Origin of the sequence: Rickettsia peacockii str. Rustic (genome assembly GCF_000021525.1) — a bacterium.
In the GTDB taxonomy this organism is placed as follows: Bacteria; Pseudomonadota; Alphaproteobacteria; order Rickettsiales; family Rickettsiaceae; genus Rickettsia; species Rickettsia rickettsii.
Map to the genome: position 1 here is coordinate 1,211,891 of NC_012730.1, position 24,640 is coordinate 1,236,530.

Here is a 24,640-nt window from a genome sequence, read left to right on the forward strand (position 1 = left end):
GGAATCGTGCCTGAGATTTCTTTGTCGACGCCTATGGCGTCTTCTCTCGCAATGACGGAAAAAAAACGCCACACACAACAACGCTGGTCACACCACGGGACGACTTATTTTTTCTTTTGACTATTAATAGCAACATTCAAAACTAATTTAAACCACTTACCTAATAACTCTTGATCCTCCATAATTTCAGGTAATACCTTCCAATATTATAGAGTTACAAGTTTACCTTTACTTTGATATACAAATGACGCAGAACCGAAAGATTGAAAATATTCATAAGTGCTTAGGTCTGACTTAAAATATAATTCATTGCTCTTAATAATTCCTATCATAACACCACCCTTATATATACCATATCCACCAAACATTACACGAACGACTACTGAACCATATGGTTCTAACAATTCTTTGACATATTCAGTCAATGCATTTTGGTTCATAATAATCGCTTTAAATACAACAAACCATAAATAAACGTACCTAATATAATAAACAATGGAGTTAAAGGTAAATCAAAGTAGAAAGAGCTAAATGCAGCACAAAAATTAATAAATAAAGATATAAGAATTGATATTATAATCATCTGGGAGGGGCTATATGCTACAAACCGTGCAATCATTGCAGGAATAAGTAAAATAGCAGTTACCATAAGTACTCCGACAATCTTTATAGCAGAAAATACCGATAATGAGAGAAGAAGTAAAAATATTAGCTCAATAATATTAACCTTTAAGCCTTTTATGACAGCAATATCTCTATTGATAATGATAAGAAGAATTTGATTATAAAAATATACTATAAAGCCTATAATAGTTATGAGCACTATTGCAAGTATCATCAAATCATTAAAAGATACGGATAAAATATCCCCAAACAACAAATTCACTATATTATTCTGCAAAGAAGTAAAATAATTAATAACTAAAGCAACAGCTAGCATAAAGCTAGAAATCAAATTAATAACTGCGTTTTTTTCAGAATTATTTTTAAAAATAAACACAAAAAACGAAAAAAGAATTGCAACTATTATGCCTGAATATATTAATGGAACATGTGCTATAATACTTATACTAGCCACTAAAAAACTACTATGAGCAAGCCCGTCACCGAAATAAATATATCTCTTCCATAGGGCAATGCAGCCAAGCGGGGCAAATATGCAGCTAATTAAAATTAAGGCTAGTATTATGAAAGTCATCTGAGTATATTATATTATATGTTTGTTGTATGGCCTCTTGTTATCCCGTGGCTTGACCACGGGATCCACTAAAGTTCTTAGGCTGTACTTATGGAGTCCGTGGTCAAGCCACGGGATGACATTGGAAAGAATCATAGACTATGTCTTCAATCGATAAAAAAGAATTAGAAAAATTTGAGAAAATTTCTCATAATTGGTGGAATAAGGACGGAGAATTCGGTATCTTACACCGAATAAACCCTATTCGCCTTGAATATATAATAGAGAAAATAACTACGCATTACAATAGACACCTTTCCAAACTCGCTTATAGAGAGGAATTTGTAGGAAACATGCAGCACAGCACCGCAGCGTACGCTTTGGTACGTGAGGATGCGAGCAGCAGATTGACGCACAAATTACCTCTAGAAGTAGAGTTTGAAAAGGTGTCTAACGATATTTCTAAATTAGAAATATTAGACGTCGGTTGCGGTGGAGGGTTAATTGCAACGCCTTTAGCGGCTCAAGGTTTTAACGTTACAGCCATTGATGCACTGCAAAGTAATATTGAAACGGCAACTGCTTATGCTAAGGAAAACGGTGTAAAGATAAATTATTTACAATCTACTATAGAAGAATTAGAAAGTGACAAGCTATATGATGTGGTAATTTGTCTTGAGGTTATTGAACACGTAGAAAACGTACAGCAATTTATACTAAATTTGGTGAAGCATATTAAGCCAAACGGTATGGCAATAATTTCTACGATTAACCGTACTAAAAAATCTTATATACTTGGAATAATAGTTGCCGAATATATTTTAGGTTGGGTACCAAAAAACACTCATGATTATAGCAAATTCCTAAAACCGTTGGAAATTTACGAAATGCTTACGGATACCAAAATTGAAATTAAAGAGCTGAAAGGCTTGGTATATGATCCGGCTAAAAATGAGTGGAAATTAAGCGATGATATAGACGTAAATTATTTTATGTGTTTGGGGAGAAAGAGTATGTGTTATCCTAGCTAACTTGATCAGCCTTGTTGCATGAATACCGAATCGTCATTGCGAGCGACTGTAAGGAACGTGACAATCCAGAAAAATAATAAAAAAATGCTAACTTTTAGCATTTTTTACTGGATTGCTTCGTCAATTGCTATGCACTTTCCTCGCAATGACGCAAAAACTGATCCATACAACACAGCCAACTTGATCGCGGGATCCAGTTAAACATACTAATATTATTAGTATGTTTAGTTGTTTTCTGGATACCGTGGCAAGCCACGGTATGACACAGTTCTTAGTATATATTTAAAAAAGATAATAAATGAATAATAACGTAATTACTAGATTTGCTCCGTCACCGACGGGGTTTTTACATATAGGTTCGGCAAGAACCGCCCTTTTTAATTATTTGTTCGCAAGGCATCATAACGGTAAGTTCTTGCTTCGCATTGAAGACACTGATAAAGAAAGGTCAACTAAAGAAGCGGTAGAAGCTATATTCTCAGGTCTAAAATGGCTAGGGCTTGATTGGAACGGTGAGGTTATATTCCAGTCTAAACGTAATAATCTTTACAAAGAAGCTGCACTAAAATTACTGCAAAACGGTAAAGCATATTATTGTTTTACTCGCCAAGAAGAAATAGAAAGACAGCGACAACAAGCTTTAGAAAATAAACAGCATTTTATTTTTAATAGCGAGTGGCGTGACAAAGATCCATCTATCTATCCTACTGATATTAAGCCGGTAATACGTCTAAAAACTCCAAGAGAGGGTAGCATAACAATTCATGACACTTTACAAGGTGAGGTAGTAATTGAAAACTCTCATATAGACGATATGGTACTATTAAGAGCAGACGGCACTGCTACTTACATGCTAGCCGTTGTAGTAGACGATCATGATATGGGTATAACTCATATTATTAGAGGTAACGATCATTTAACCAATTCAGCAAGGCAACTCGCTATTTATCAGGCTTTCGGATATGCAGTACCGAGCATGACTCATATACCGTTAATTCATGGAGCAGACGGAGCAAAATTATCCAAAAGGCATGGAGCATTAGGCATTGAAGCTTATAAGGATATGGGGTATTTACCGGAAAGTTTGTGCAATTATTTACTGCGTCTTGGATGGAGTCACGGCGATGATGAAATTATCTCAATGACTCAGGCTATAGACTGGTTTAATCTTGATTCACTCGGTAAATCACCTGCTAAGCTTGATTTTGCTAAGATGAATAGCCTGAACGCTCATTACTTAAGAATGCTTGACAATGATAGCTTAACTTCAAAGACTGTAGAGATATTGGAACAAAATTATAATCAACTTCTTCGGAAGCTCGCTTATAGGGAGGAATTTGGAGGAAACACGGAACGCAGCACCGCAGCGTATATAGACATACGTGAGGATGCGAGTCCCGGATTGACGTACAAATTACCCCTAGCAGTAGAGTTGCCGAAGAAGTTTAAGGTTAGTGAGCAGGAAATAGGCTATATCAAACAAGCAATGCCAAGCTTGTTAGTTAGAAGTGAAACATTACTAGAACTAACACGCCTTGCTCAAATTTATCTAGTAGATTCGCCTATCATCTACAGCCAAGATTCAAAAGAAATTATAGAAAATTGCGATAAGAATTTAATCAAACAAATTATAGAAAACTTAAGCGAACTTGAGCAGTTTGATAAGGAATCCGTACAGAATAAATTTAAAGAAATAGCAGCAGCAAACGACTTAAAGCTGAATGACATTATGAAACCGGTAAGAGCTTTAATAACAGGTATGACTGCATCACCTAGCGTATTTGAGATTGCAGAAATTTTAGGAAAAGAAAATATTTTAAAAAGGTTAAAAATTATATGAAAGATTGTATAAAAAAAATTGCTTTTATTTTTAGTGGATTATTTATAATAACCGGCACTTTTGTTTTGTATAGCATAGAAAACGTCAACGCATCAACAGCACCAAAAAAGTACGGAGCTTGGACTTTAAATTGTACTCTTAATAATGAGAAAAAACAACTTTGCTTCTTATCACAACAAATTAATAATCTAGAGAAAGATAAAGAAAAGGAAATATTAGCCATTTATCACATAGGTTATTTCAATGGGGAACAAGAAAAACAGGAATTAAAAATAATAGAAATAGTCCCGTCAAATGTTCAAATTCCGGCAGGTACAGTTATTAATAGCGGTGACAAACGAATAGCAGCCGGAAAATACGTAAATTGTACAGTAAACGGCTGTCAGGCTTTAGCTATTATTACAAAAGACGATCTAGACATGATTTTATCAAACGATAATTCTATAGAACTAATTACCGCAGACGGCAAACAAGCTAAAATTTCATTTATAAAAGACGGCTTAAAGGAAGGCCTAAAAGCTTTAAGTAGATAGTAACGCAAGAATTTAAGCATTGTTGCTGCGAGCAACTGAAAGGAGCGTGGCAATCTCAAGATTTTGGTCCGAGATTGCTTTGTCAAAATTTTCAATTTTTCCTTGCAATGACGACTTGGGTATCCGCACAACAAAGCTTTGAGTCGCTTAGCGCATAACCTAATTAAGCATCGTGATGATGGTGTCCATGTCCAGGCGCCCTTCACCGCCTAAACTTGCTTCATATTCAAGAACCCATGATTGATGAAATGCCATGCCGGTCAGCGACTATCCATCTCTCTAAAAGAACGCGAAATCGCGCTTCTCTTTCCAGAAGAATTATTGAGTGATCCGTAGAAGCAGGTAATGGATGGCTCCAAAATGGTTTTTCTTGGCTTATATTTTCAAAAAATGTCTTAAGCTCATTAAAAGTTAGTCTTTGAGAAAAATCATTAGGATGATCAGTGATCGCATATGTATAATAACCACGTGTTTTATGTGCCATGGTATAATCCCAATGTATATCAAACTTGTCACCGACTTTTACTTTATGAACATGATGGTATTTGCTTCTATCTCTCCAATCAAATGTTTTGTCAGATGAAAATTGTCACATTTCTGCATTAGTATAATTAACAGAATCTCTCTCATCTTCTTTTCCACCGCTAAGAAGATGTCCCTCTTTAATTTATACTAATTCAGTTAATAGTTATACTTACGAATAACTAAACACCAATTAAAGCAATAAACTTAATGAAGTTCTATTAATATTTCTAATTAATTTGCTATTTTTAGTAAATATTAATAAAACCCAGCTTTAGTTGATATTAATAGGAAAAATTAAGCTTGTGGCGAGCTTCGCACTACCCTACCCTATTATTTTATCTTTTATCCTTTAGATTGCTTTTAGAACCTAATTTTTTAAGTTTTATATATAAAATTTAAATTATCTTATTTTAGTCTTTCTTAACTGTATAAATTATAAGATTTTTTAAAAATAAGAATAGTAATTTTCTAAAACCTTACTAATTTTAGTTAGCATAGTTTAACCAACCAAAAGCTAGAAACTGTTATTACTAATTTTTTAAATTAAACGAATATAGATTAACCTTGCCTATAACTGCAACAAGAAATCTATTCTTAATAATTAAAGCGTAAAACCGCTTAAAACCTTTTGATCATCCTATATAAGGCTGTTAACAAAATAACTTTAATTGATAATTAAAGAGATTTTTACAGTAATAAATATCCCTATTTCAAAAAAATCTTATAATTTGTAGTTAAAAAGAATTTAATGAGTTTTAAAATTATTTTGTTAACAGTCTCATAGGATAAATACCAAAGGTTGAGCTATTATAATTAATTAAAAAATATTTGCAGTCATTTATTGAAATAATTACAAGAAATTCTATATTTTATTTTTTTAGGAAGAGTTTTATTAAAGAGTTTATTTTCAAATTAAGCAAAGAATCGCTTTAAAACCCATTTGTTGCATAAATCAGTTGTGTCCTACTGCGACTTTTAATAATGTGTTGTACAGCACGTTGTTAAAATCGTCATTGCGGAGCAGGCATTGCCTGCGTGGACTAGTTTCTCAATTGTCATCCTGCGAGCTTGTAGCAGGATCCAGTTTAAAATGCTAATATTATTAGTATTTTTTCTGGATACCATGGTTAAGCCACGATATGACTATTGAACAGTTTTTGCGGTCCACGCAACAATGCCTCCTTACAATGAGGGGAACGAGCAATACAACAAAACGGGTTTATTAGATCTATTGCATAACCTATCTTATAGAGATATAGACTTAGAAATCCATACCGCCCATGCCTCCCATACCGCCACGCATTGGCATTGGCTCTGCCTTATCAGAAGGTTCGTCAACAATTAAAGTTTCCGTGGTAATAATTAACGAAGCAACGGAAGCAGCATCTTGAAGTGCAGTACGCACTACTTTAGCCGGATCAATAATTCCTGCTTTAATCATATCGACATATTGCATATCTTGAGCATTAAAGCCATAATTTTTATCCTTATGTTCTAGTAATTTACCAACTACTACGCCACCGTTTTCACCGGCATTTTCAACAATCTGTTTTAACGGATCCTTTAAAGCTTCTATTACTATTTCAATACCTGCTTGTTGATCCTTATTCTCTACTTTAAGCTTTGTTAAAGGTTGTGATGCATGAAGTAATGTTACACCGCCACCGGCAACAACACCTTCCTCAACTGCCGCTCTTGTAGCAGCAAGTGCATCTTCAACACGATCTTTACGCTCTTTCACTTCAACTTCCGTAGCACCGCCAACCTTTAATACGGCAACACCGCCGGAAAGTTTAGCTAAACGCTCTTGCAGTTTTTCTTTATCATAATCAGAAGTAGTTTCAGCTATTTGAGATTTAATTTGTAATACTCTATCTTCAATATTTTTCTTATCACCGTTACCGTCAACAATTACGGTATTTTCTTTAGAAATTGTTACTCTTTTTGCTGTCCCTAGACTCTTAATACTCACATTTTCAAGCTTCATACCTAAATCTTCAGTAATAAGCTCACCTTTAGTTAGGATAGCAATATCTTCCATCATTGCTTTTCTTCTATCGCCAAAACCGGGAGCTTTTACTGCCGCAACTTTTAAACCACCACGTAATCTATTGACTACAAGCGTTGCAAGAGCTTCGCCCTCAACATCCTCAGCAATAATTAATAGCGGACGTTGTGATTGTACTACAGCCTCAAGTATAGGTAACATCGGTTGTAAATTTGATAATTTTTTCTCAAATAGTAAGATGAAAGGATTTTCAAGCTCAGCAACCATTTTCTCGGAATTCGTTACAAAATACGGTGATAGATAACCTCTATCAAACATCATACCTTTAACTACTTCAACATCGAAGCTAAAATTCTTTGCTTCTTCAACGGTTATCACGCCTTCTTTACCGACTTCCTCCATTGCCTTAGCAATTTTCTCACCGATTTCCTTATCACCGTTTGAAGAGATAGTACCGACTTGTGCGATTTCCTCTTGGCTATTGATTTTTTTACTGGATTTTTTAATTTCTTCTACTACTGCGTTTACCGCTAAATCCATACCACGCTTTAAATCCATAGGATTATAACCGGCAGCTACTAGCTTATTACCCTCACGAGCCAAAGCTCTAGCAAGTACCGTAGCTGTAGTAGTACCATCACCGGCTACTTCTGCAGCTTTTGTAGCAGCTGATTTTAATAGCTGAGCTCCCGCATTTCTAATTTTATCTTTTAACTCGATCGATTTTGCAACCGTCACACCATCTTTTGTAATTTTCGGTGAACCGAATGATTGCTCTATAAGTACATTTCTGCCTTTTGGACCTAAAGTAACTTTTACTGCATCTGCAAGTATATCAATGCCTTCTAACATTTGCTCACGAGCTTTTGAGCCGTGTTTAATAAGTTTTGTTGCCATATTTAATTTCTCCTTAAAAACAAATAATTAATTAATAATACCAAATACGTCGCTTTCTTTCATAACGATCAGTTTTGTGCCTTTAATTTCAATTTCGGTGCCTGCCCATTTACCGTATAAAACTTTATCGCCTACTTTTAGCTCTAAAGGATGAATTTCGCCTTTTTTATTACGAATACCATTACCTACGGCTACTATTTCACCTTGCATCGGCTTTTCTTTTACAGTATCCGGAATAATAATTCCACCTTTAGTTTTTTCTTCTTGTTCGATAGGCTTTATTGCAATTCTATCATGTAATGGTTTAAAAGACATTTTAACCTCCAATTATTAAATCTTTAAATGTACATACTATATATATTTTATTTTTGTTAGTTCAAGGGGCAAGAATAAATTTTTTTTATTAGAGGTCTATTCTTTCTCAAAATCCTCTAAACTAGTGCCGTGTTTAGTTTTACTCCATTTCAAATTCAAAGGACAGAAAATTATTTCAAATACTGCTTTATATGAAGCTACAGTATGTAATATAAAATAACTAGCCCATAAGCTCAAAGCTACTATATCCTGAAATTTTACTTTTCCGCTTTTTAAAGAATTTTTTAATATATACAGAGCTGTACCATATAGATATAAAAGCGAAAAAATACTATTAATAAGCCATAAATAATTAATTATAGAATTTATTATTTATAACAATAGAAAATATTATAAATGGTAAACTCCAAAAATTATAAGTAGATAAGCCGATGAAAATATAAATTGTTATTACTTGCAATAAAGTAAACTTTTGGCATTTATCTTTTTGTGCTTTAAATACCAAAAATGTTTGCAAAAAGCCTTGAATCCAATGTGATCTTTGATTTAGCCAATTACCTAAACTATTCGGAGCCTCTTCTAGAGTATAGGAATCACGAATAGCTACTTTATAGTTCTGTGAGTAAATTCTTATACCAAGCTCGGCATCTTCTGTTACATTATAAGAATCCCATCCGCCAAGCTTATTTAATATATCCGTTTTAAAATGATTACTAGTACCCCCAAGAGGTGTAGGAAGTTTTAGCAAACTTAATCCTTTCAAGATATATTCAAACCATAAACTATATTCTATATTAAACATTTTTGAGAATAGGTTAAAATATTCTCATTTTTATTATAAAAATTAAGCTTAACTTGAAGACAAGCATATTCTAGAGGTAAGTTTTTAAACATTGCTAGAGCTTTAAGTAGCTGTTCAGGTTTATCTTCAGCATCATATACTACTAGATACTCGCCACGTGAATATTCTAGAGCATAATTAAGGGCTTTCGGCTTTTAGTTCTTGGTAGACTTTTCGGAACAGATATAACATAAAAATAAGACGGTAAATTATATAACACTATTTCTTTAATCATTAGATAATCGTCATCTTCGATAATAATTTTAACGCCTAGCTTATCTTTTGGATAATTAATTAATGAAATATTTTTAATTATTGACCTTAACTTACTTAATTCTTTATATAACGGTACTAAAACTGTATAAACCGGTAAAGCTTTCTCCTCATTTTGAAAAATTTGTGATTCCACCGAATGATTTTTAGTACTACTTGTTTTGTGAAGCGATTCCACTCTGTCATCCCGCGACTTGATCGCGGGATCCAGTTAAAAATACTAATATTAGTATTTTTAATTATTTTCTGGATACCGTGGTCAAACCACGGTATGACACCGAATACGCTTTTCAATCCATACAACCCTTACCGAAGGCGATTCTCTTACTGCCCTTATACATGATTTTAAAATATTTTGCAAACAATAGCTTATATTATTAACAACATGAAATAAAACCGGCAGATAAATCAATGTGGCTATAAACACGACGAAAAATATTATTATTTTATTGGTATAATTAATATTCTTAGCAATAATCGGTCCGACTTTAAATTCAAGAGCATATTTTGCTTTGATACTAGTTAAATAGGCGAAATTTTTTCTAATAATTTTAAAAATAATATTTCTTGATCAGCATTATAGATCTAAAAATATTATTATTACTAAACAATATTTTTAGATCATTTATAGCAGTTATTGTATTACCATGAACATCGTCATATATACAATAACCATTCACTACATAGGCTTGTATATAAGAAATATTGCTTATTAGCAGCAATATTCTATTTTCATATAATATATCAATCATTATCTCATTATCGATAATTGCTTCTTCGATCATAGCTTTTAAACTATTAGCTTGTTTTTTACCTAATAAATTTTTATCTCTGATTATCTGTAATATTATATCTTCATTTATACATCTAACCATGCTGAAAAATTTATACCTGATATTTTATATTTCTTAATTTGAAAGACTGCGATCCCAAAAATGACCGATTTGAGCAGTTAACAAGTTTCTATTCTCTTTACCAAAATTAATTATCTTTGCAATTCCTAACTGCTCATAAACTGAACTATCATATACATAGCCGCCGTAATTTTCCGAGTATGGTATTTTGTAAAACTTGTAAGCATTATGCCGTTTTTAAATTTAATCCCTTCACAAGTAGAAAAATTATAATACATCTTCTTAGAACCAATATTAATTGAATGTCCAAAGCTAAATATATTTTGATTAAAAATAATAACAGGGCGGATATTTTTAGACATTCCCATTAGTAAAGATATCTCGCCTAAAAAATCTTCTTTAAGTTTTTTACTCTTACTCATTAAAATTTTAGGCTGAGCCGCAATAACACAATCTTTATCTTCAAATAGCTTCAATTTATAGTAAATAGAAGCATCCGTGCTTATGTTTTTTTCATTCAAAAATTTATCTTCTTTGTACAAAAAATGTACTCCAATATTTTGATTATCGGTAATACTGTATTCTACAGTACTACTTACAAATTGCTCATATTGATCAGAGGATAATTCTACTAATAAGGCATAATAGACAATAATATAATCTTAATACCATAGCCGCTTAAATTTAAAAAAACACTATAATAGCAATTATAAATTGAGTAAAGAGCTAGGTTAAAAAAAATTTTAATTGAAGTAGTATATGGCATATTGTAGTAATGATTTTATAACTTAAAATTCATTCAAAGAGGAAAATATGAACGATCCAAAATATAGAACTATTACTTTTACCGAAGAAAGTAGAACAGCAAATATTAATATATCCCCCAATAAAATAACAATTGGCGCTAATCAGCGTGTTACGTTTGAAAGCCTAGGCAATGTTGCGGAATTAATCTTAGGACCACATAGTAGTGTTAAAGTAACAGATCTTAATCATAAGGTATTTATAAATAATACCAATCGAGATAAGATAATTATATTATCAGGTGAACATATTGCTTTTGATGATAATCCATACGCTTAATAAATACGTTCTTCTCGTGGAAGATTGGTTGCGTGGATACATGCACCGTCATTGCGAGGAGCAAAGCGATGCGGCAATCCAGAGCAATAATAAAAAAATGCTATAAATTAGCATTTTTTGCAATGACGGGAACACTGATCCACTTGGCAACTTTCTAAGACCCAAGCAGTACCTGATTTTGTAGTTTAAATAATTCCGCAGCTCCGCCTTTAGCAAGTTTTAACATTGCTAAAAACTGCTCTTCGGAAAAAGGATTTTTCTCTGCCGTGCCTTGTACTTCGATTAAATTACCGTTACCTGCAAACACAAAATTACTATCCACGTCCGCATCACTATCTTCTAAATAATCCAAATCTAGTATCGCCTCACCTTTATATATACCGCAAGAAATAGCTGCAATTTGACTAATTAAAGGGTTCACCTTTAAAACTCTCTTTTTCATCAAGGACCTAATAGCTAGGTGCAATGCTACGTAGCTCCCTGTTATTGCTGCAGTTCTAGTACCGCCGTCAGCATTAATAACATCACAATCTATGATAATTTGCCTCTCGCCAAGTTTCCTCACATCAATTACACATCGCATCGCCCTACCTATTAAACGCTGTATCTCTTGCGTTCTTCCGCCTTGTTTCCCAAGTGCCGCTTCTCTTTTAATACGCTGTGATGTAGAACCGGGAAGCATACCGTACTCGGCAGTAATCCAGCCTTGATTTTGTCCCCTCAAGAATGGCGGTACGGTAGTTTCACAAGTAGCACTACACATGACATGTGTATTACCGATTTTAATAAGACATGAACCTTCCGCATTAATAAGCGGGGATAATTCTAATGAAATAGGACGTAATTGGTTGCTTTTTCTTCCTGACTGTCTCATAATACAATTTGTACTCCATAAGTAAAAATAAATAGTAAAGTTTAATTTGGAAAAGAGTAAGGCGTTTCATATTTTTTGACCGCAGCATACATACTAGTACGTAAGGATAAAAAAATACGAAACAACGACACCAATTTTTCAAATTAAACGAGTATACCATTGAAAAAATTTTTATTATATCTATATATACCTCAAAAAAGAACATAAATATAAAGTAAATAATATGATAGACGATAATATAGAAAATAATGAACAAACAATAAATGATATTGCTGAAGAGATAGTTGAAACAGCAAATCCGGAGGTAACAGCGTTAAAAGCCGAGATTGAAGAGCTAAAAGATAAGCTAATAAGAACTACTGCTGAAATAGACAATACAAGAAAGCGTTTAGAAAAAGCACGTGACGAAGCAAAAGATTATGCAATTGCTACATTTGCTAAAGAACTACTAAATGTTAGTGATAATCTTTCAAGAGCATTAGCACATAAACCGGCAAATTCTGATGTAGAAGTCACAAATATTATTGCAGGCGTTCAGATGACTAAAGACGAGCTAGACAAAGTCTTTCATAAACATCATATTGAAGAAATAAAGCCGGAAATAGGATCAATGTTCGACTATAATTTACATAATGCAATTGCGCAGATAGAACATCCTGATCATGCACCGAATAGTATTATTACTTTAATGCAATCAGGATATAAAATTAGAGATAGACTACTTCGTCCTGCTACCGTACAAGTAGTTAAAAAACCTTAATACTCGATCAACTTCAAAAATTGGCGTCGTCGTTTTACAAGAGCTTCAATTCTCACGTATTAAGTATACGCTGTGATCTTCGCATTGTGAACTCCTAGCTCTTTTTGAAGTTGATCTTCGTATAGAAAATGAGCAAAATAATAATGAATAGAACCGCTATATTTTGGCTAGTTTTTTTAGGGCTTTTTATCAGCGGTTTTATGCTAATTTCAGACGCAGTAAAACCATTTTTTATCGCATTTATAATATCTTACTTACTACAACCTGCTATAGGTTTTATCGCATCAAAATTTAAAATATCAAATAAATTTGCATCAAGCATAATTTATCTGATATTTTTGAGCATATTTTTCTTAAGCTTAACTATTTTAGTGCCGATAATTTATGGACAAATTTTTACTTTTATAAATAATATTCCAAAATATAACAATTATTTACAGGCAGAAATATTACCGCCTATAATGGTAAAAATTTATTCGATAGAACCTGATATTGCCGATAAAATCAAGAATTCTTTAAGCAATTTTATAAATAGTATATTTACTATACTTGGCAGTATTGCTAATAATTTTTGGCGTTATACTATTATAACTATTAACATATTTGTTTTATTTTTACTTATACCTATAATATTATTCTATTTCCTACGTGATTGGGCTAAAATTATTGCAAACATGAAATCATTATTACCTATAAAAACCCGACCGAAAATCCTTGAAATATTATCGGCAATTAATAATCTGTTATCTGCTTACATAAGAGGACAGCTAAATATTTGCTTATTATTATCTACTTATTATAGTATTGCATTTACCGTAATAGGTATTGATCTCGCTCTTTTACTTGGCATTTTAACAGGATTTTTAGTTATTATTCCTTTCCTTGGTACTTTTATATCGTTTCTTTTAACTCTAATTATCGGCTATTTAACTTTTGGTGTAACTACTAAATTACTATATATAATGATAATTTATCTAGTTGGAAATATTTGCGAGTCTTATATTTTCACCCCTAAAATTATCGGTGATAAAATAGGGTTGCATCCTCTTTGGATTATATTCTCAATTTTTGCCTGCGGCAGTTTATTTGGAATTATTGGAATATTTTTTGCTATACCGATTGCAGGGATTACAAAAATTTTACTTTTGAATCTAATTAAATTTTATAAATCTAGCAAATTCTATCGAATAGACGACTAAAAAATTCTTATAACAGTGCAGCAATATATATTTCGTTTTACTACTTCTAGTAAATATCATCCTGATGAATTTATTGTTTCTAGTTCTAACGATCAAGCTTATAATATTATAAAAAATTGGCAGTGCGGCTTTGGCGTTAACCCTTATAAATTTACTTTATTAATTAAAGGACCTTCTTCGTCAGGCAAAACTTATTTAACCAAAATATGGCAAAATTTAAGCAATGCCTATATTATTAAAGATATTTTTTTTAATGAAGAAATTTCAGAAAAATATAATGCTTTCATCATTGAAGATATTGAAAACTGGCAAGAGCCGACATTACTTCATATATTTAATATTATTAACGAAAAACAAAAATATCTTTTACTTACCGCATCTGATAAAAGCAGAAATTTTACTTTACCCGATTTATCTTCACGTATTAAATCAGTACTTAGTATTCTATTAAACTCACCTGACGATGAATTAATCAAAATTCTAATATTTAAGCATTTTGCTATTTCTTCGGTAACAATATCCCGACAAATAATAGATTTTCTTTTAGTAAATTTGCCTAGGGAATATTCGAAAATTATAGAAATATTAGACAATATTAACTATTTTGCTTTAATTGCCAAAAGAAAAATAACAACTTCATTAGTCAAAGAAGTTTTAAATAAATATAATCATAAAACATTGTAACTTTTGCCTTGAATTTATAGACTTGAAATCTTCTCAATATAACCTTTCTATAAATTAACTTTTTAGAAAAAATTGTGTTGGGATACGAAAAAAAACAAAAAAGTTTAAACAGAGAACAAAAACGGGCTATAGGCATAGGCTTACTATCTATAGGTACTTTTTGAGAATATTTTGATCTTATGCTATATGTTCATATGGCAGTACTAATTGATGAGCTTTTCTTTCCGCAATATGATACTCAAGTTAATCGACTTCTTGCAGTTTTTTCTTTTTGTTCTACTTTTATTTTTAGACCCTTAGGAGCTTTATTATTTGGCTGATAATATAGGTCGGAAATCCACAGTCATTATTACCACTATTTTAATGTCATTTTCTTGCATCGTTATGGTTAATCTTCCTACTTATGCCCAAGTAGGTGCTAGTGCCGCCTGCATAGTAACAATATGCCGTATAGTGCAAGGTATGTCATCCATGGGAGCAAGAGTAGGAGCAGAATTATATTTAACAGAATCTGTTGGAGTTCTTAAACGCGTTCCTGCCGTAGCATTTGTAGGGGTGTGTGCTAGCTTAGGATTAACTGTGGCCCTTGGCGTAGAAACCTTAGTTACATCCTATGACTTTAATTAGCGTATCGCATTTTGGGTAGGTACAGGAATTGCATTAATAGTTAGTGCTGCTAGGACTACTTTGCGAGAAACACCGGATTTTGTTGATGCTAAGTGTAGAATACAAGAAACGATAAAAGATAGTAATATAATTGATGTAGCAAAGATAAAAAATAATCCTGTATGGCAGGAAAAAGTTAATAAGAAGACTGCAATTTATTATTTTTTAATACAAATTTCTATAGTAGTTGTAGCACTAGCACTTACGTGTTTATGCTATAAATGCAATTAGTAATATTTTTAACTTTTCTTCTATCTAGTCCATTAATATTAGATAATATAACGCAAGGTTAGCAAATTCTCTTAATTCCACTAATTGTAGTGACTTTTTCTCCAAGTGAATCCCCGGCAATTCCAATATTTTATAAAAGTTTTCCGGTTTTAAAACGATTTACCTATGCTAGCTTTATATATGCTTATTCAAGAGCCGCTATGTATGTAATTAGTTCTTTTGGGATTGTTTATTTAACAGAACGTTTTAATAATTTAGGATTGTTGATGATAGTAATTCCTATTATTATAGGGTATAGCCTCGGTATATCACCTTTTAAAAAGCTAGAAGTTGAAGCAGGAAATTATTATTGAATATAAAAGGCGAAATGCGGCTTGCACGCTTGCACCTTTTATATAAATTAAATTAGTTATATACTTTATCTTCTTCAGCTAATTCGGTTTTAATTCTTTCAAGCAGAGCAAAAACCTTACAATATTCTTCAAGCTTTGCGTTTATTTTTTGCAGCTCATCTAAAGTACTACTAAAATCTTCTTGTATTAAATAGGTTTCTACAATTTGATTCTGCTCTAATGTTTTAAGCATAATATGTAGAAGTCAAGATTTGATCTTACAGACACTATAAATTTTGCACCTGATTGTCAGTTAAATTTTGACTGTCAGAGACGTATTCAAGATACAAGATTTCATTATTCTTTTCAACAGCTAATTTTCTACTATCCTTAAAAGTTTGCATAGGAGTTTTTCCATAACAATATTTTCCTGAATGTGGTCGCTCATTATTGAAATGCTCTAACCAAATATCAAGATCTAATTGTAAATCATCAAGATCTGTATAAATCTTTTTCCGCATAGCTGTATCAAAGAATTCTTGTTTCATGGTTTTATTAAAACGCTCACACATACCATTTGTTTGGGGAGAATATGTCTTAGTTGTAGTATGCTCTATACCTTCGATACTTAGAAACAACTCAAAAGCATGATGCTCTATATTCCCCTTATATTCTGACCCACGATCTGTAAGAATACGAAGTATTGGTATCCCTTGGGTCTCGTACCATGGTAACACGCGGTCATTAAGCATATCAGCAGCAGTTAAAGCTGTTTTATCAGTATATAGTTTAGCATCAGCTACCCTAGTATAGCTATCAATAAATACCTGAGAATAAACCTTACCTATACCTTTGAAATTACCTACATAATACGTATCCTGACATCCTAGATAACCTGGATGCTGCGTCTCAGTTTCTCCATGAGCTTCTCTTTCATTACGACGCTCCTCTAGCACTTGTAATTGAGATTCAGTAAGAACAATACCATCCTGAGCCATCTTTGCTTCTAATGCTTTAAGCCTTTTACTGATATTGTTTAAATCATTACGTAACCAAATTGATCGCACTCCTCCAGGCGATACAAGTATACCGCTCTTCTTAAGCTCATTTGATACTCTTAGCTGACCATATGCTGGATATTCTATTGCCATATCCATTACTGCTTTCTCTATCGCTGGATCAACTCTATTCGCTATTATTGGCTTTCTTCGACTAATTTCATATAATGCCTCTTCGCCACCAGTTTCATACAGTGCTTTAAATCTGTAATAACTATCTCTACTATAGCCCATCGCTTTACATGCTGATGATATGCTACCAAGACTCTTAGCTAGTTCTAGTAACCCTATTTTTGGCTTTATTATTTTTTGATTTAAGTTCATTTTTCATCTCCATTTAATAATTAATTTATTTTACTAAATATAAGATATAATCTCAACTATTACATATTATGTAGGTAATTTCAAAGGTATAGGTAAGGTTTATTCTCAGGTATTTATTGATAGCTATACTAGGGTAGCTGATGCTAAACTATATACTGATAAAACAGCTTTAACTGCTGCTGATATGCTTAATGACCGCGTGTTACCATGGTACGAGACCCAAGGGATACCAATACTTCGTATTCTTACAGATCGTGGGTCAGAATATAAGGGGAATATAGAGCATCATGCTTTTGAGTTGTTTCTAAGTATCGAAGGTATAGAGCATACTACAACTAAGGCATATTCTCCCCAAACAAATGGTATGTGTGAGCGTTTTAATAAAACCATGAAACAAGAATTCTTTGATACAGCTATGCGGAAAAAGATTTATACAGATCTTGATGATTTACAATTAGATCTTGATATTTGGTTAGAGCATTTCAATAATGAGCGACCACATTCAGGAAAATATTGTTATGGAAAAACTCCTATGCAAACTTTTAAGGATAGTAGAAAATTAGCTGTTGAAAAGAATAATGAAATCTTGTATCTTGAATACGTCTCTGACAGTCAAAATGTAACTGACAATCAGGTGCAAAATTTATAGTGTCTGTAAGATCAAATCTTGACTTCTACATCCTCAGTATCCACGCAGGCAATACCTAGTAGTATTACTCCTGATTTTTTATAGTCTCTAAAGCAAGTTTAACTATTTTATTTACTCCAGCATTAGTGCAGGTAGAGATAGGAAAAACTTCTTTATTAGTAACTTTCTGCAGCTTATTTATTTTTTCCTGTATTTCCTCATCTGTGAGAACATCGCATTTATTAAGACATATGGTTTCGATTTTATTTTTTAGATAATCGGAATATGATTCAAGCTCAAGACGTACCGTATTATAATCTGCAACTACATCATTACTAGAGCCATCTATTAAATGTATTAATACATTACATCTTTCTATATGCTTTAAGAATTTATCGCCAAGTCCGTGACCTTGATGAGCCCCCTCAATTAAACCAGGAATATCGGCTATGACAAACTCTTCGTCATCAACATATACCACTCCAAGATTTGGCACTAAAGTAGTAAAGGGATAATCGGCAATTTTAGGCTTGGCTGCCGTTACAACGGATAAAAAAGTAGATTTACCGGCATTTGGAAGCCCCACAAGCCCAACATCAGAGAGAAGTTTTAAACTTAAATGAATCCACATTTCTTCGGCAATTTCTCCTTCCGTACGCTTTCTTGGAGCTTGATTAACCGACGATTTGAAATGACTGTTACCAAGACCACCACTTCCTCCTTTAATTATTTCAAAGCTTTGATCATCCACAGTGAAATCATAAAATAATATATTGCCGTCCTCGGAAAAGATTTGAGTACCGATCGGAACATCAAGAACTAATGATTTTCCTGATTTACCGCTTCTATTTGAATCTTTACCGTTTTCGCCGTTTTCTGCGGTAAAATGCTGTTTATATCGATAATTTACTAGCGTATTAAGATGGTGATTACTCCTGAAAATAACACTACCGCCACGTCCACCATCACCACCGTCCGGTCCGCCTCTGTCAATAAATTTCTCACGATGGAAACTAACACAACCATTGCCGCCGTTCCCACCTTTTATATATATTTTAACTTCATCAATAAAATGCATATGATTTATATTTTCAACGTCATTGCTAGGCACGAAGCGACGTGGCAATCTCATCAAATCTCTTGAGATTGCTATGCTCCTTGCAGTCGCTCGCAATGACGAAAATGTTTACCTCTCCCGAATACCCTTATACTCTCTATGTACATAACCGGTGTAAAGCTGTCTAGGTCTGCTGATTTTTTGTTCAGGGTCTTCGTGCATTTCTTTCCATTGTGCCATCCAGCCTACGGTTCTTGCTATTGCAAAAAGTACCGTGAACATTTGCGACGGTATACCCATAGCTTTATAGATAATACCCGAATAAAAATCAACATTTGGATATAATTTTCTCTCAATAAAATATTCATCTTTAAGAGCGATAGCTTCAAGTTCTATTGCTATTTGTAAGAGCGGATTGTTGTCTAGCTGCCCGAGTTCCTTTAATACTTCTTTGCACGTTTCTTTAAGTACTACGGCACGCGGGTCATAGTTTTTATATACACGATGACCAAAACCCATTAATCTAAATGGATCATTTTTATCCTTAGCTTTAGCTATATATTTAGGAATATACTCAGAACTACCGATTTCTTTAAGCATATTTATTACCGCTTCATTAGCCCCGCCGTGAGCAGGTCCCCAAAGTGAGGCAATACCCGTGCTAATACAAGCAAAAGGGTTAGCTCCGGATGAGCCGGCAATTCGGACTGTTGAAGTAGAAGCATTCTGCTCATGATCGGCATGTAGGATAAATATCTTATTAAGAGCATTTTTTATTATTGGATTTACTGTATATTTCGTACAAGGCGTTGCAAACATCATATGCAGAAAATTTTCGGTAAAATCTAACGAATTATCAGGATAAATAAACGGTTGTCCTATAGAATATTTATAAGACATTGCAGCGATGGTAGGTATCTTAGCAATCATTCTAATAGCGGTAAGTTCGTAATCTGCTTCCTTAAAATTCAATAAATCAGGATAAAATGCCGAAAGAGAACCGACAGCCGCAAGCATAATAGCCATAGGATGAGAAGAGTTACAAAAGGTTTGAAATAAATAGTGTAATCTTTCATTCACTAATGAATGATGAGCAACCTGTTTAGTGAAATTATTATACTGCTCGCCACTTGGTAGTTCCCCATAAATCAGTAAATATGCCACTTCTAAAAAATCACTTTTCTCAGCTAAGTCTTTAATATCATATCCTCGATGCCGCAAGATTCCTTTATCACCGTCTATATAGGTGATAGTAGACTGACAAGAAGCAGTAGACATAAAACCCGGGTCGTAAGTAAAGCAATCGGCTTCCGCAGATACCCTACTTATATCGATTACATCCTCACCGATACTTGCTTTAAGTATAGGTAATTTAAATATTTTTCCTCTGATTTTTAATTCAGCAAATTCTGAATCATTATTATTTTCATTGGTCATATGGATATACCTTATTTTTATACATCAGTAAGTATAACCCTAATTTAATGAAATTAGAAATGAATTATGATTTATTAGGATTTAAAAATTTTCTTTGATATCTTGCTCAACTTGCAAGGTTAATGAAAATTTAAAACGCACATGCTTCTACTTTCAACTGCAAGCCTAAAGCGTTTAATAGATAATATTCTCTATATATATGTTCCCTATTTATATGAGCTTCTTTAGAGATTTTTGCTATACCTCCTCTTGCTATAATGGCTTCTTTTAAAACAGCCATTATAGCTCATTATTATGATCCACGAAATATTGCTCTAACGCTTCATTAATATACCCTACTAATATTTCCTCATGTTGTAATTTTTCTTTTAAATAATCTGTAAACTTTCCATATAACACCCTCAATTTCGTTTATAAACTTCTTCTATTATTTCTAAGGCTTTTTTAATATCTTTGCCTTGAGTATCTTTATTACCTGCATTTAATAGCAGAATATCTGTTATAAAAATTGTATTTGTTTAGTGTTTTGCATATTAAGCTTAACTAGAGGTGATTACACTGTCGCATATATACGACTAATTGTCCAGTAGAAAATTATTTTGAAAAGTACGTGAAGCTGTTAGTACTAGATTAATGTACAAGTTATGCAAGAAGTCTATTATTGACTAAATACTCCTTAATCTTGAGTAAATCATACCAAGAGGTGCGTTTTTGCATAGGTTGGCGGAGTAAATAGGCAGGGTGGAAGATTGCCGTAGTTTGAATAGGAGCGGATAGATATTTATTGGTATAAAAATAATATTCTTGTCTAATTTTAGTAATACCCGAATTTTTTCCAAGTAAGCTAGTTGCAGCCGTGCTACCGACTAGAATAATTAGCTGCGGGTTAATAAGAGCAATATGCTTCTCGACAAAAGGTCTACAAATATCGACTTCTTCGAACGTCGGCTGTCTATTAGCAGGAGGACGCCAAAATACCGTATTAGTAATATAAGCGTTATTTTTTCGTGAAATTCCGATAGCATGTAGCATATTATCAAGTAAATTGCCACTTTCGCCGTAAAAAGGTATTCCTTTCAAATCTTCGGTACTTCCCGGGGCTTCGCCTATTAACATAATTTTAGCTTCCAAATTACCGTCACCGAAAACCGTATTAGTAGCAAATTTCTTAAGTTCACAACCATTAAAATTTAGTAGAGATTCTTTTAGTTCTTCGATATTATTAGCTTTATCGGCAAGAGATCTTGCTAGGGTTATATTATCATGAACTTTATCATTCATATTGAATGCAGTTTCTTTTGTAGACATAAGTTTTACTTGTGGCTTTTCAGTTAGTTCAGTATTATTACGTACCTTTAATTGCGGTGGATGTTCATGGCAATAATATTCAACACCGATTGCACTTAACCATTTAAGCGTATTATTCATTATCTTAAAATAAAATATGTTAAAATATTCCGTACCACACGAACTAAATGGCATAAGGCTTGATAAAGCTCTATCATCGCTTCTTGAAAATGTTTCAAGGAATCAAATCCAAAAAGCTATTAAAGATTCGCAAGTACTAGTTAATGATGTAATTATTTCTGATCCTGATGTTTTGGTCAAGGAGAATGATATTATATTATTTTCTTTTAAAGAACCTGAAGAGCTAAAAATTGCAGCAGCAAATGTAGCACTTGATATAATATATGAAGACGATGATTTGATAGTAATTAACAAAGCTGCAGGTATGACGGTACACCCAGGAGCAGGGCATCATGACGATACGCTTGTTAATGCTTTATTACATCATACAAAAAACTTATCGGATATCGGCTCATCAGAAAGACCCGGGATAGTACATCGTTTAGATAAAGACACTACGGGCTTGATGGTAGTTGCTAAAAATAATAAAGCACATATGCTACTTGCAAATCAGATAGAACAAAGGCAGGTAATACGGAAATATAAAGTGTTAGTGTGGGGAGTAATAAATCCGCTAGAAGGAGTCATTAAGAATAATATAGGTCGCAGCCGAAGCGATCGCCAAAAAATGACCATATTAAAATATGGCGGCAAAGAAGCCGTTACACATTATAAGACTCTAGAATTATTTTATAAAGGTAGTATTAGTATGGTGGAGTGCAAGCTTAGTACGGGTAGAACTCACCAAATTAGAGTACAGCTAAGCCATTTAAAGCATTCGGTAGTCGGCGACCAAACTTACGGCAATAACGACCGAAAAATTGCTCATTCTCCCCCTGAACTAAAAGCAAAATTAATTGATTTTAAACGTCAAGCCCTGCATTCTTGGTATTTAAGTTTTACTCATCCGACTAGTAATGAGATTATGGAATTTTCTTGTGAGTTGCCAAGGGATATGGAAGAGATAATTAGTTTATAATTGACAAAATATTAATCCTTAATATTATATTAAAAATTAATATTTATTTATAAAATGAAAAAAGCTAATGCTAAATTAGAAGAAGCCTTATATTCTATGGAAGAGGGTATTTTAAACCTTAAAAACAAAAAGCGAGCTTAGAAAAGATTTTTACTTTTCTGCAAGATTTAAGCCACAGACAAAATTATTTCCTTAGATATATCAAATTATAGAGATTGGCCAGAAGTAAAAGATTTTATTTTAAAATTAGGTAATAATTTATCTTTTAAACCGCAATCTATAAAAATTGCTAGCTCTTCCCAATATAGTACAGAACATGAAATTAAAATTTCTGAATTCGTCAATGAAATTCTTTCTCTAAGATTAAAAACAGGCATAGATATTAATAATAGTACGTATATTGATGATGCAAATTATAGGAAAGAACTTTTATTAAAAAAATTTTTAGAAGAATTTAAAAAAAATGATTTTAATGAGCAAGAAGAACAATTAAATAAATTTATAAAAGTTGCATGCAAAGAAGCAAAAGCACCTGATAATATAGACATGCAATATATGCAAGCTCTGCGGATTTTCTCTGAATTTGATTTCAGTAAAATAGATGAAAAATATTCTAATTTACAACATCTTTTTACAAAGCTATATAAAGCACAAGAAGTAAAATCAGAAATTTATCATTATGAAGTAGAAGATGATTTACATTTTTATATGGTAAAAGTTAATGGAGTAAATGTAACTACTTGGCAAAATTTTTCAAAGAAACAGGGGGAGTTTATAAACCAGTCCGGGAAAAAGAATATAGAAAAGCTTTTATGGGCCTAGATGCTTTTGACTCTAGCATAGAATATCATGACCAAGATTTAACAGATGTATATGTAGTTTTTACCTATAATAAAGCATGGGAACAGAAAAGTAGTATTGATATACCATCGGTAGAAATGATCATAACTATGGCAACTTCCAGAACGCAAATTTTATTTAAAGCTCCAATATATGACTATAATAATACTATAGTCTTTCGCTTAAACTTCATAATTTTATTGCTAAATGTGCAGCGATTATTTATCCTAACAAAAAAGAATATATGATTACTGTTCCAACAAAAAATATAACTCATATTATTATTAAAGAATATGAGAAAAAATAAATTTTAGGTGGGAAGAAAGCTCCCATAAAATTTACCGAAGCAGGATATGGTGCTTTTTCTGACTTGATTTTGTATGGGAAAAATGGTGAAGTACTAAATAAACTAACTGCTGACCAGATAAAAGGAGAGTTCGCTTGGTTTTGTACTAGTCCTTATTTATTAAAAAATCAACACGAACAAGAACCTTTAATCACTTGTGATTTAGAAACATTAGCAAATCTTAGCTTTAAAAATAGCTATATAGATATTATTCAGAAATAATTGGTGATATAATAACATAAAACGGTTTATGAAAATAATTAAAATACCTAAAACCAAAAATTATCTTAAAATAGATATTATAACTCTAGAACCCGAATATTATAAGAATAAATTTGGTAATAATATATTTCGTGAATTTACTGAACTTAAAAAACGAGCACCGCTAGGTAGTGTAGATGAGATTTTAGAAATGAAAAATTTTGGCAGAAAATAAAACTT

General features: G+C 32.6%; 31 protein-coding genes and 3 pseudogenes. 16 read left to right on the forward strand and 18 right to left on the reverse strand.

The annotated features are described in order from the left end of the window. Positions 1–206 precede the first annotated feature (206 nt). Together RPR_RS07195 and RPR_RS07200 are read right to left on the reverse strand one after the other, a co-directional pair. Complete coding sequence (locus RPR_RS07195; RefSeq protein ID WP_012737036.1) at positions 207–440, reverse strand: TfoX/Sxy family protein; 234 nt, start codon at positions 438–440, stop codon at positions 207–209. Beyond that, the gene (locus RPR_RS07200; protein WP_012737037.1) at positions 437–1,198 is read right to left on the reverse strand and encodes a metal ABC transporter permease; all 762 of its coding nucleotides are present in this window, start codon (positions 1,196–1,198) and stop codon (positions 437–439) included. The genes RPR_RS07195 and RPR_RS07200 overlap by 4 nt, the downstream gene beginning before the upstream one ends. A 140-nt stretch (positions 1,199–1,338) precedes the next feature. On the opposite strand from RPR_RS07200, the gene ubiG reads away from it, so the two are divergent. The 3 genes from ubiG (at position 1,339) to RPR_RS07215 (ending at position 4,581) form a co-directional block, all read left to right on the forward strand. Further along, positions 1,339–2,208, forward strand: coding sequence for a bifunctional 2-polyprenyl-6-hydroxyphenol methylase/3-demethylubiquinol 3-O-methyltransferase UbiG (gene ubiG, locus RPR_RS07205; protein WP_012737038.1), 870 nt, complete (start codon positions 1,339–1,341; stop codon positions 2,206–2,208). 298 nt (positions 2,209–2,506) lie between these two features. Then, positions 2,507–4,048, forward strand: a complete 1,542-nt coding sequence (gene gltX, locus RPR_RS07210) for a glutamate--tRNA ligase (protein WP_012737039.1) — start codon at positions 2,507–2,509, stop codon at positions 4,046–4,048. After that, complete coding sequence (locus RPR_RS07215; protein ID WP_012737040.1) at positions 4,045–4,581, forward strand: invasion associated locus B family protein; 537 nt, start codon at positions 4,045–4,047, stop codon at positions 4,579–4,581. Before gltX ends, RPR_RS07215 begins: the two co-directional genes overlap by 4 nt. Before the next feature lie 226 nt (positions 4,582–4,807). Here the strand turns inward: RPR_RS07215 and RPR_RS09330 are convergent, their stop codons facing one another. The 8 genes and pseudogenes from RPR_RS09330 to RPR_RS07250 all read right to left on the reverse strand — a co-directional run bounded on the left by RPR_RS09330 (position 4,808) and on the right by RPR_RS07250 (position 10,836). Beyond that, entirely contained in the window at positions 4,808–5,083 is a 276-nt protein-coding gene (locus RPR_RS09330; RefSeq protein WP_228368936.1) for a lytic polysaccharide monooxygenase, read from the reverse strand. Between the two features lie 1,284 nt (positions 5,084–6,367). Then, positions 6,368–8,011 (reverse strand): chaperonin GroEL, encoded by a 1,644-nt coding sequence (gene groL, locus RPR_RS07225; protein WP_012151120.1) that lies wholly within the window; start codon positions 8,009–8,011, stop codon positions 6,368–6,370. A gap of 27 nt (positions 8,012–8,038) precedes the next feature. After that, complete coding sequence (locus tag RPR_RS07230) at positions 8,039–8,326, reverse strand: co-chaperone GroES (protein WP_012737041.1); 288 nt, start codon at positions 8,324–8,326, stop codon at positions 8,039–8,041. A 352-nt stretch (positions 8,327–8,678) separates the two neighbouring features. Next, positions 8,679–9,128 (reverse strand): glycosyltransferase family 2 protein, encoded by a 450-nt coding sequence (locus tag RPR_RS09335; RefSeq protein ID WP_228368846.1) that lies wholly within the window; start codon positions 9,126–9,128, stop codon positions 8,679–8,681. Further along, positions 9,116–9,256, reverse strand: a pseudogene (locus tag RPR_RS09835) (hypothetical protein); the annotation flags it as partial. The gene RPR_RS09335 and the pseudogene RPR_RS09835, both read right to left, overlap by 13 nt. Positions 9,257–9,294: 38 nt before the next feature. Then, a complete protein-coding gene (locus RPR_RS09340) occupies positions 9,295–9,576 on the reverse strand; it encodes a hypothetical protein (RefSeq protein ID WP_228368847.1) in 282 nt (93 codons plus the stop codon). 415 nt (positions 9,577–9,991) lie between these two features. Continuing rightward, on the reverse strand, positions 9,992–10,315 hold the full coding sequence (locus RPR_RS07245; RefSeq protein ID WP_146603352.1) for a hypothetical protein: 324 nt from the start codon (positions 10,313–10,315) through the stop codon (positions 9,992–9,994). A gap of 33 nt (positions 10,316–10,348) precedes the next feature. Continuing rightward, positions 10,349–10,836: pseudogene (locus tag RPR_RS07250) on the reverse strand (hypothetical protein). Between the two features lie 271 nt (positions 10,837–11,107). Between RPR_RS07250 and RPR_RS07255 the strand changes: the two are divergent. Next, complete coding sequence (locus tag RPR_RS07255) at positions 11,108–11,377, forward strand: hypothetical protein (RefSeq protein ID WP_004997861.1); 270 nt, start codon at positions 11,108–11,110, stop codon at positions 11,375–11,377. A 154-nt stretch (positions 11,378–11,531) separates the two neighbouring features. On the opposite strand, the gene rph is transcribed toward RPR_RS07255, so the two are convergent. Beyond that, the gene (rph, locus tag RPR_RS07260) at positions 11,532–12,251 is read right to left on the reverse strand and encodes a ribonuclease PH (RefSeq protein WP_010977568.1); all 720 of its coding nucleotides are present in this window, start codon (positions 12,249–12,251) and stop codon (positions 11,532–11,534) included. Positions 12,252–12,474: 223 nt separating this feature from the next. On the opposite strand from rph, the gene grpE reads away from it, so the two are divergent. The 6 genes from grpE (at position 12,475) to RPR_RS07295 (ending at position 16,144) form a co-directional block, all read left to right on the forward strand. Next, positions 12,475–13,011, forward strand: a complete 537-nt coding sequence (gene grpE / locus RPR_RS07265) for a nucleotide exchange factor GrpE (RefSeq protein WP_010977570.1) — start codon at positions 12,475–12,477, stop codon at positions 13,009–13,011. Between the two features lie 143 nt (positions 13,012–13,154). Then, positions 13,155–14,210 carry an AI-2E family transporter gene (locus tag RPR_RS07270; protein ID WP_012737043.1) on the forward strand — a complete coding sequence of 352 codons (1,056 nt, stop codon included), beginning with the start codon at positions 13,155–13,157 and terminating at the stop codon, positions 14,208–14,210. Positions 14,211–14,225: 15 nt separating this feature from the next. Beyond that, on the forward strand, positions 14,226–14,894 hold the full coding sequence (locus RPR_RS07275; protein ID WP_012737044.1) for an HdaA/DnaA family protein: 669 nt from the start codon (positions 14,226–14,228) through the stop codon (positions 14,892–14,894). 312 nt (positions 14,895–15,206) lie between these two features. After that, positions 15,207–15,521, forward strand: a complete 315-nt coding sequence (locus RPR_RS07285) for a proline/betaine transporter (protein WP_085065777.1) — start codon at positions 15,207–15,209, stop codon at positions 15,519–15,521. Between the two features lie 60 nt (positions 15,522–15,581). Then, entirely contained in the window at positions 15,582–15,791 is a 210-nt protein-coding gene (locus RPR_RS07290; protein ID WP_228368849.1) for an MFS sugar transporter, read from the forward strand. An 89-nt stretch (positions 15,792–15,880) separates the two neighbouring features. Then, positions 15,881–16,144 carry a hypothetical protein gene (locus tag RPR_RS07295; protein WP_228368850.1) on the forward strand — a complete coding sequence of 88 codons (264 nt, stop codon included), beginning with the start codon at positions 15,881–15,883 and terminating at the stop codon, positions 16,142–16,144. Between the two features lie 52 nt (positions 16,145–16,196). On the opposite strand, the gene RPR_RS07300 is transcribed toward RPR_RS07295, so the two are convergent. Both RPR_RS07300 and RPR_RS07305 read right to left on the reverse strand, forming a co-directional pair. Then, positions 16,197–16,376 carry a hypothetical protein gene (locus RPR_RS07300; RefSeq protein WP_085065778.1) on the reverse strand — a complete coding sequence of 60 codons (180 nt, stop codon included), beginning with the start codon at positions 16,374–16,376 and terminating at the stop codon, positions 16,197–16,199. Between the two features lie 34 nt (positions 16,377–16,410). Then, positions 16,411–17,505 (reverse strand): IS481-like element ISRpe1 family transposase, encoded by a 1,095-nt coding sequence (locus RPR_RS07305; protein ID WP_012737045.1) that lies wholly within the window; start codon positions 17,503–17,505, stop codon positions 16,411–16,413. A gap of 61 nt (positions 17,506–17,566) precedes the next feature. Here RPR_RS07305 and RPR_RS07310 point away from each other — a divergent pair. Continuing rightward, positions 17,567–18,154: pseudogene (locus tag RPR_RS07310) on the forward strand (IS481-like element ISRpe1 family transposase); the annotation flags it as partial. A gap of 64 nt (positions 18,155–18,218) precedes the next feature. On the opposite strand, the gene obgE reads toward RPR_RS07310, so the two are convergent. From obgE to RPR_RS07330, 4 genes are all read right to left on the reverse strand, one after another. Continuing rightward, the gene (gene obgE, locus RPR_RS07315; protein WP_012737046.1) at positions 18,219–19,211 is read right to left on the reverse strand and encodes a GTPase ObgE; all 993 of its coding nucleotides are present in this window, start codon (positions 19,209–19,211) and stop codon (positions 18,219–18,221) included. A gap of 108 nt (positions 19,212–19,319) precedes the next feature. Further along, positions 19,320–20,627 (reverse strand): citrate synthase, encoded by a 1,308-nt coding sequence (locus RPR_RS07320; RefSeq protein ID WP_012737047.1) that lies wholly within the window; start codon positions 20,625–20,627, stop codon positions 19,320–19,322. Between the two features lie 130 nt (positions 20,628–20,757). After that, positions 20,758–20,907, reverse strand: a complete 150-nt coding sequence (locus RPR_RS07325; RefSeq protein ID WP_012151415.1) for a transcriptional regulator — start codon at positions 20,905–20,907, stop codon at positions 20,758–20,760. A gap of 362 nt (positions 20,908–21,269) precedes the next feature. Next, on the reverse strand, positions 21,270–22,055 hold the full coding sequence (locus RPR_RS07330) for a uracil-DNA glycosylase (protein ID WP_004997170.1): 786 nt from the start codon (positions 22,053–22,055) through the stop codon (positions 21,270–21,272). A 16-nt stretch (positions 22,056–22,071) separates the two neighbouring features. Here RPR_RS07330 and RPR_RS07335 point away from each other — a divergent pair, with 16 nt between their 5' ends. Then, positions 22,072–23,013 carry an RluA family pseudouridine synthase gene (locus RPR_RS07335; RefSeq protein ID WP_012737048.1) on the forward strand — a complete coding sequence of 314 codons (942 nt, stop codon included), beginning with the start codon at positions 22,072–22,074 and terminating at the stop codon, positions 23,011–23,013. A gap of 206 nt (positions 23,014–23,219) precedes the next feature. On the opposite strand, the gene RPR_RS08740 is transcribed toward RPR_RS07335, so the two are convergent. Next, a complete protein-coding gene (locus RPR_RS08740; RefSeq protein WP_016946025.1) occupies positions 23,220–23,390 on the reverse strand; it encodes a hypothetical protein in 171 nt (56 codons plus the stop codon). A 169-nt stretch (positions 23,391–23,559) separates the two neighbouring features. On the opposite strand from RPR_RS08740, the gene RPR_RS07340 reads away from it, so the two are divergent. From RPR_RS07340 to RPR_RS07350, 4 genes are all read left to right on the forward strand, one after another. Next, positions 23,560–23,835: a hypothetical protein gene (locus RPR_RS07340; RefSeq protein ID WP_010977869.1), complete on the forward strand. Its 276-nt coding sequence runs from the start codon at positions 23,560–23,562 to the stop codon at positions 23,833–23,835. Continuing rightward, positions 23,826–24,101: a hypothetical protein gene (locus tag RPR_RS09345; protein WP_228368851.1), complete on the forward strand. Its 276-nt coding sequence runs from the start codon at positions 23,826–23,828 to the stop codon at positions 24,099–24,101. Before RPR_RS07340 ends, RPR_RS09345 begins: the two co-directional genes overlap by 10 nt. Positions 24,102–24,229: 128 nt before the next feature. Beyond that, complete coding sequence (locus RPR_RS09350) at positions 24,230–24,421, forward strand: hypothetical protein (protein ID WP_228368852.1); 192 nt, start codon at positions 24,230–24,232, stop codon at positions 24,419–24,421. A 28-nt stretch (positions 24,422–24,449) separates the two neighbouring features. Beyond that, entirely contained in the window at positions 24,450–24,635 is a 186-nt protein-coding gene (locus RPR_RS07350; protein WP_004997160.1) for a hypothetical protein, read from the forward strand. Positions 24,636–24,640: the final 5 nt, after the last annotated feature.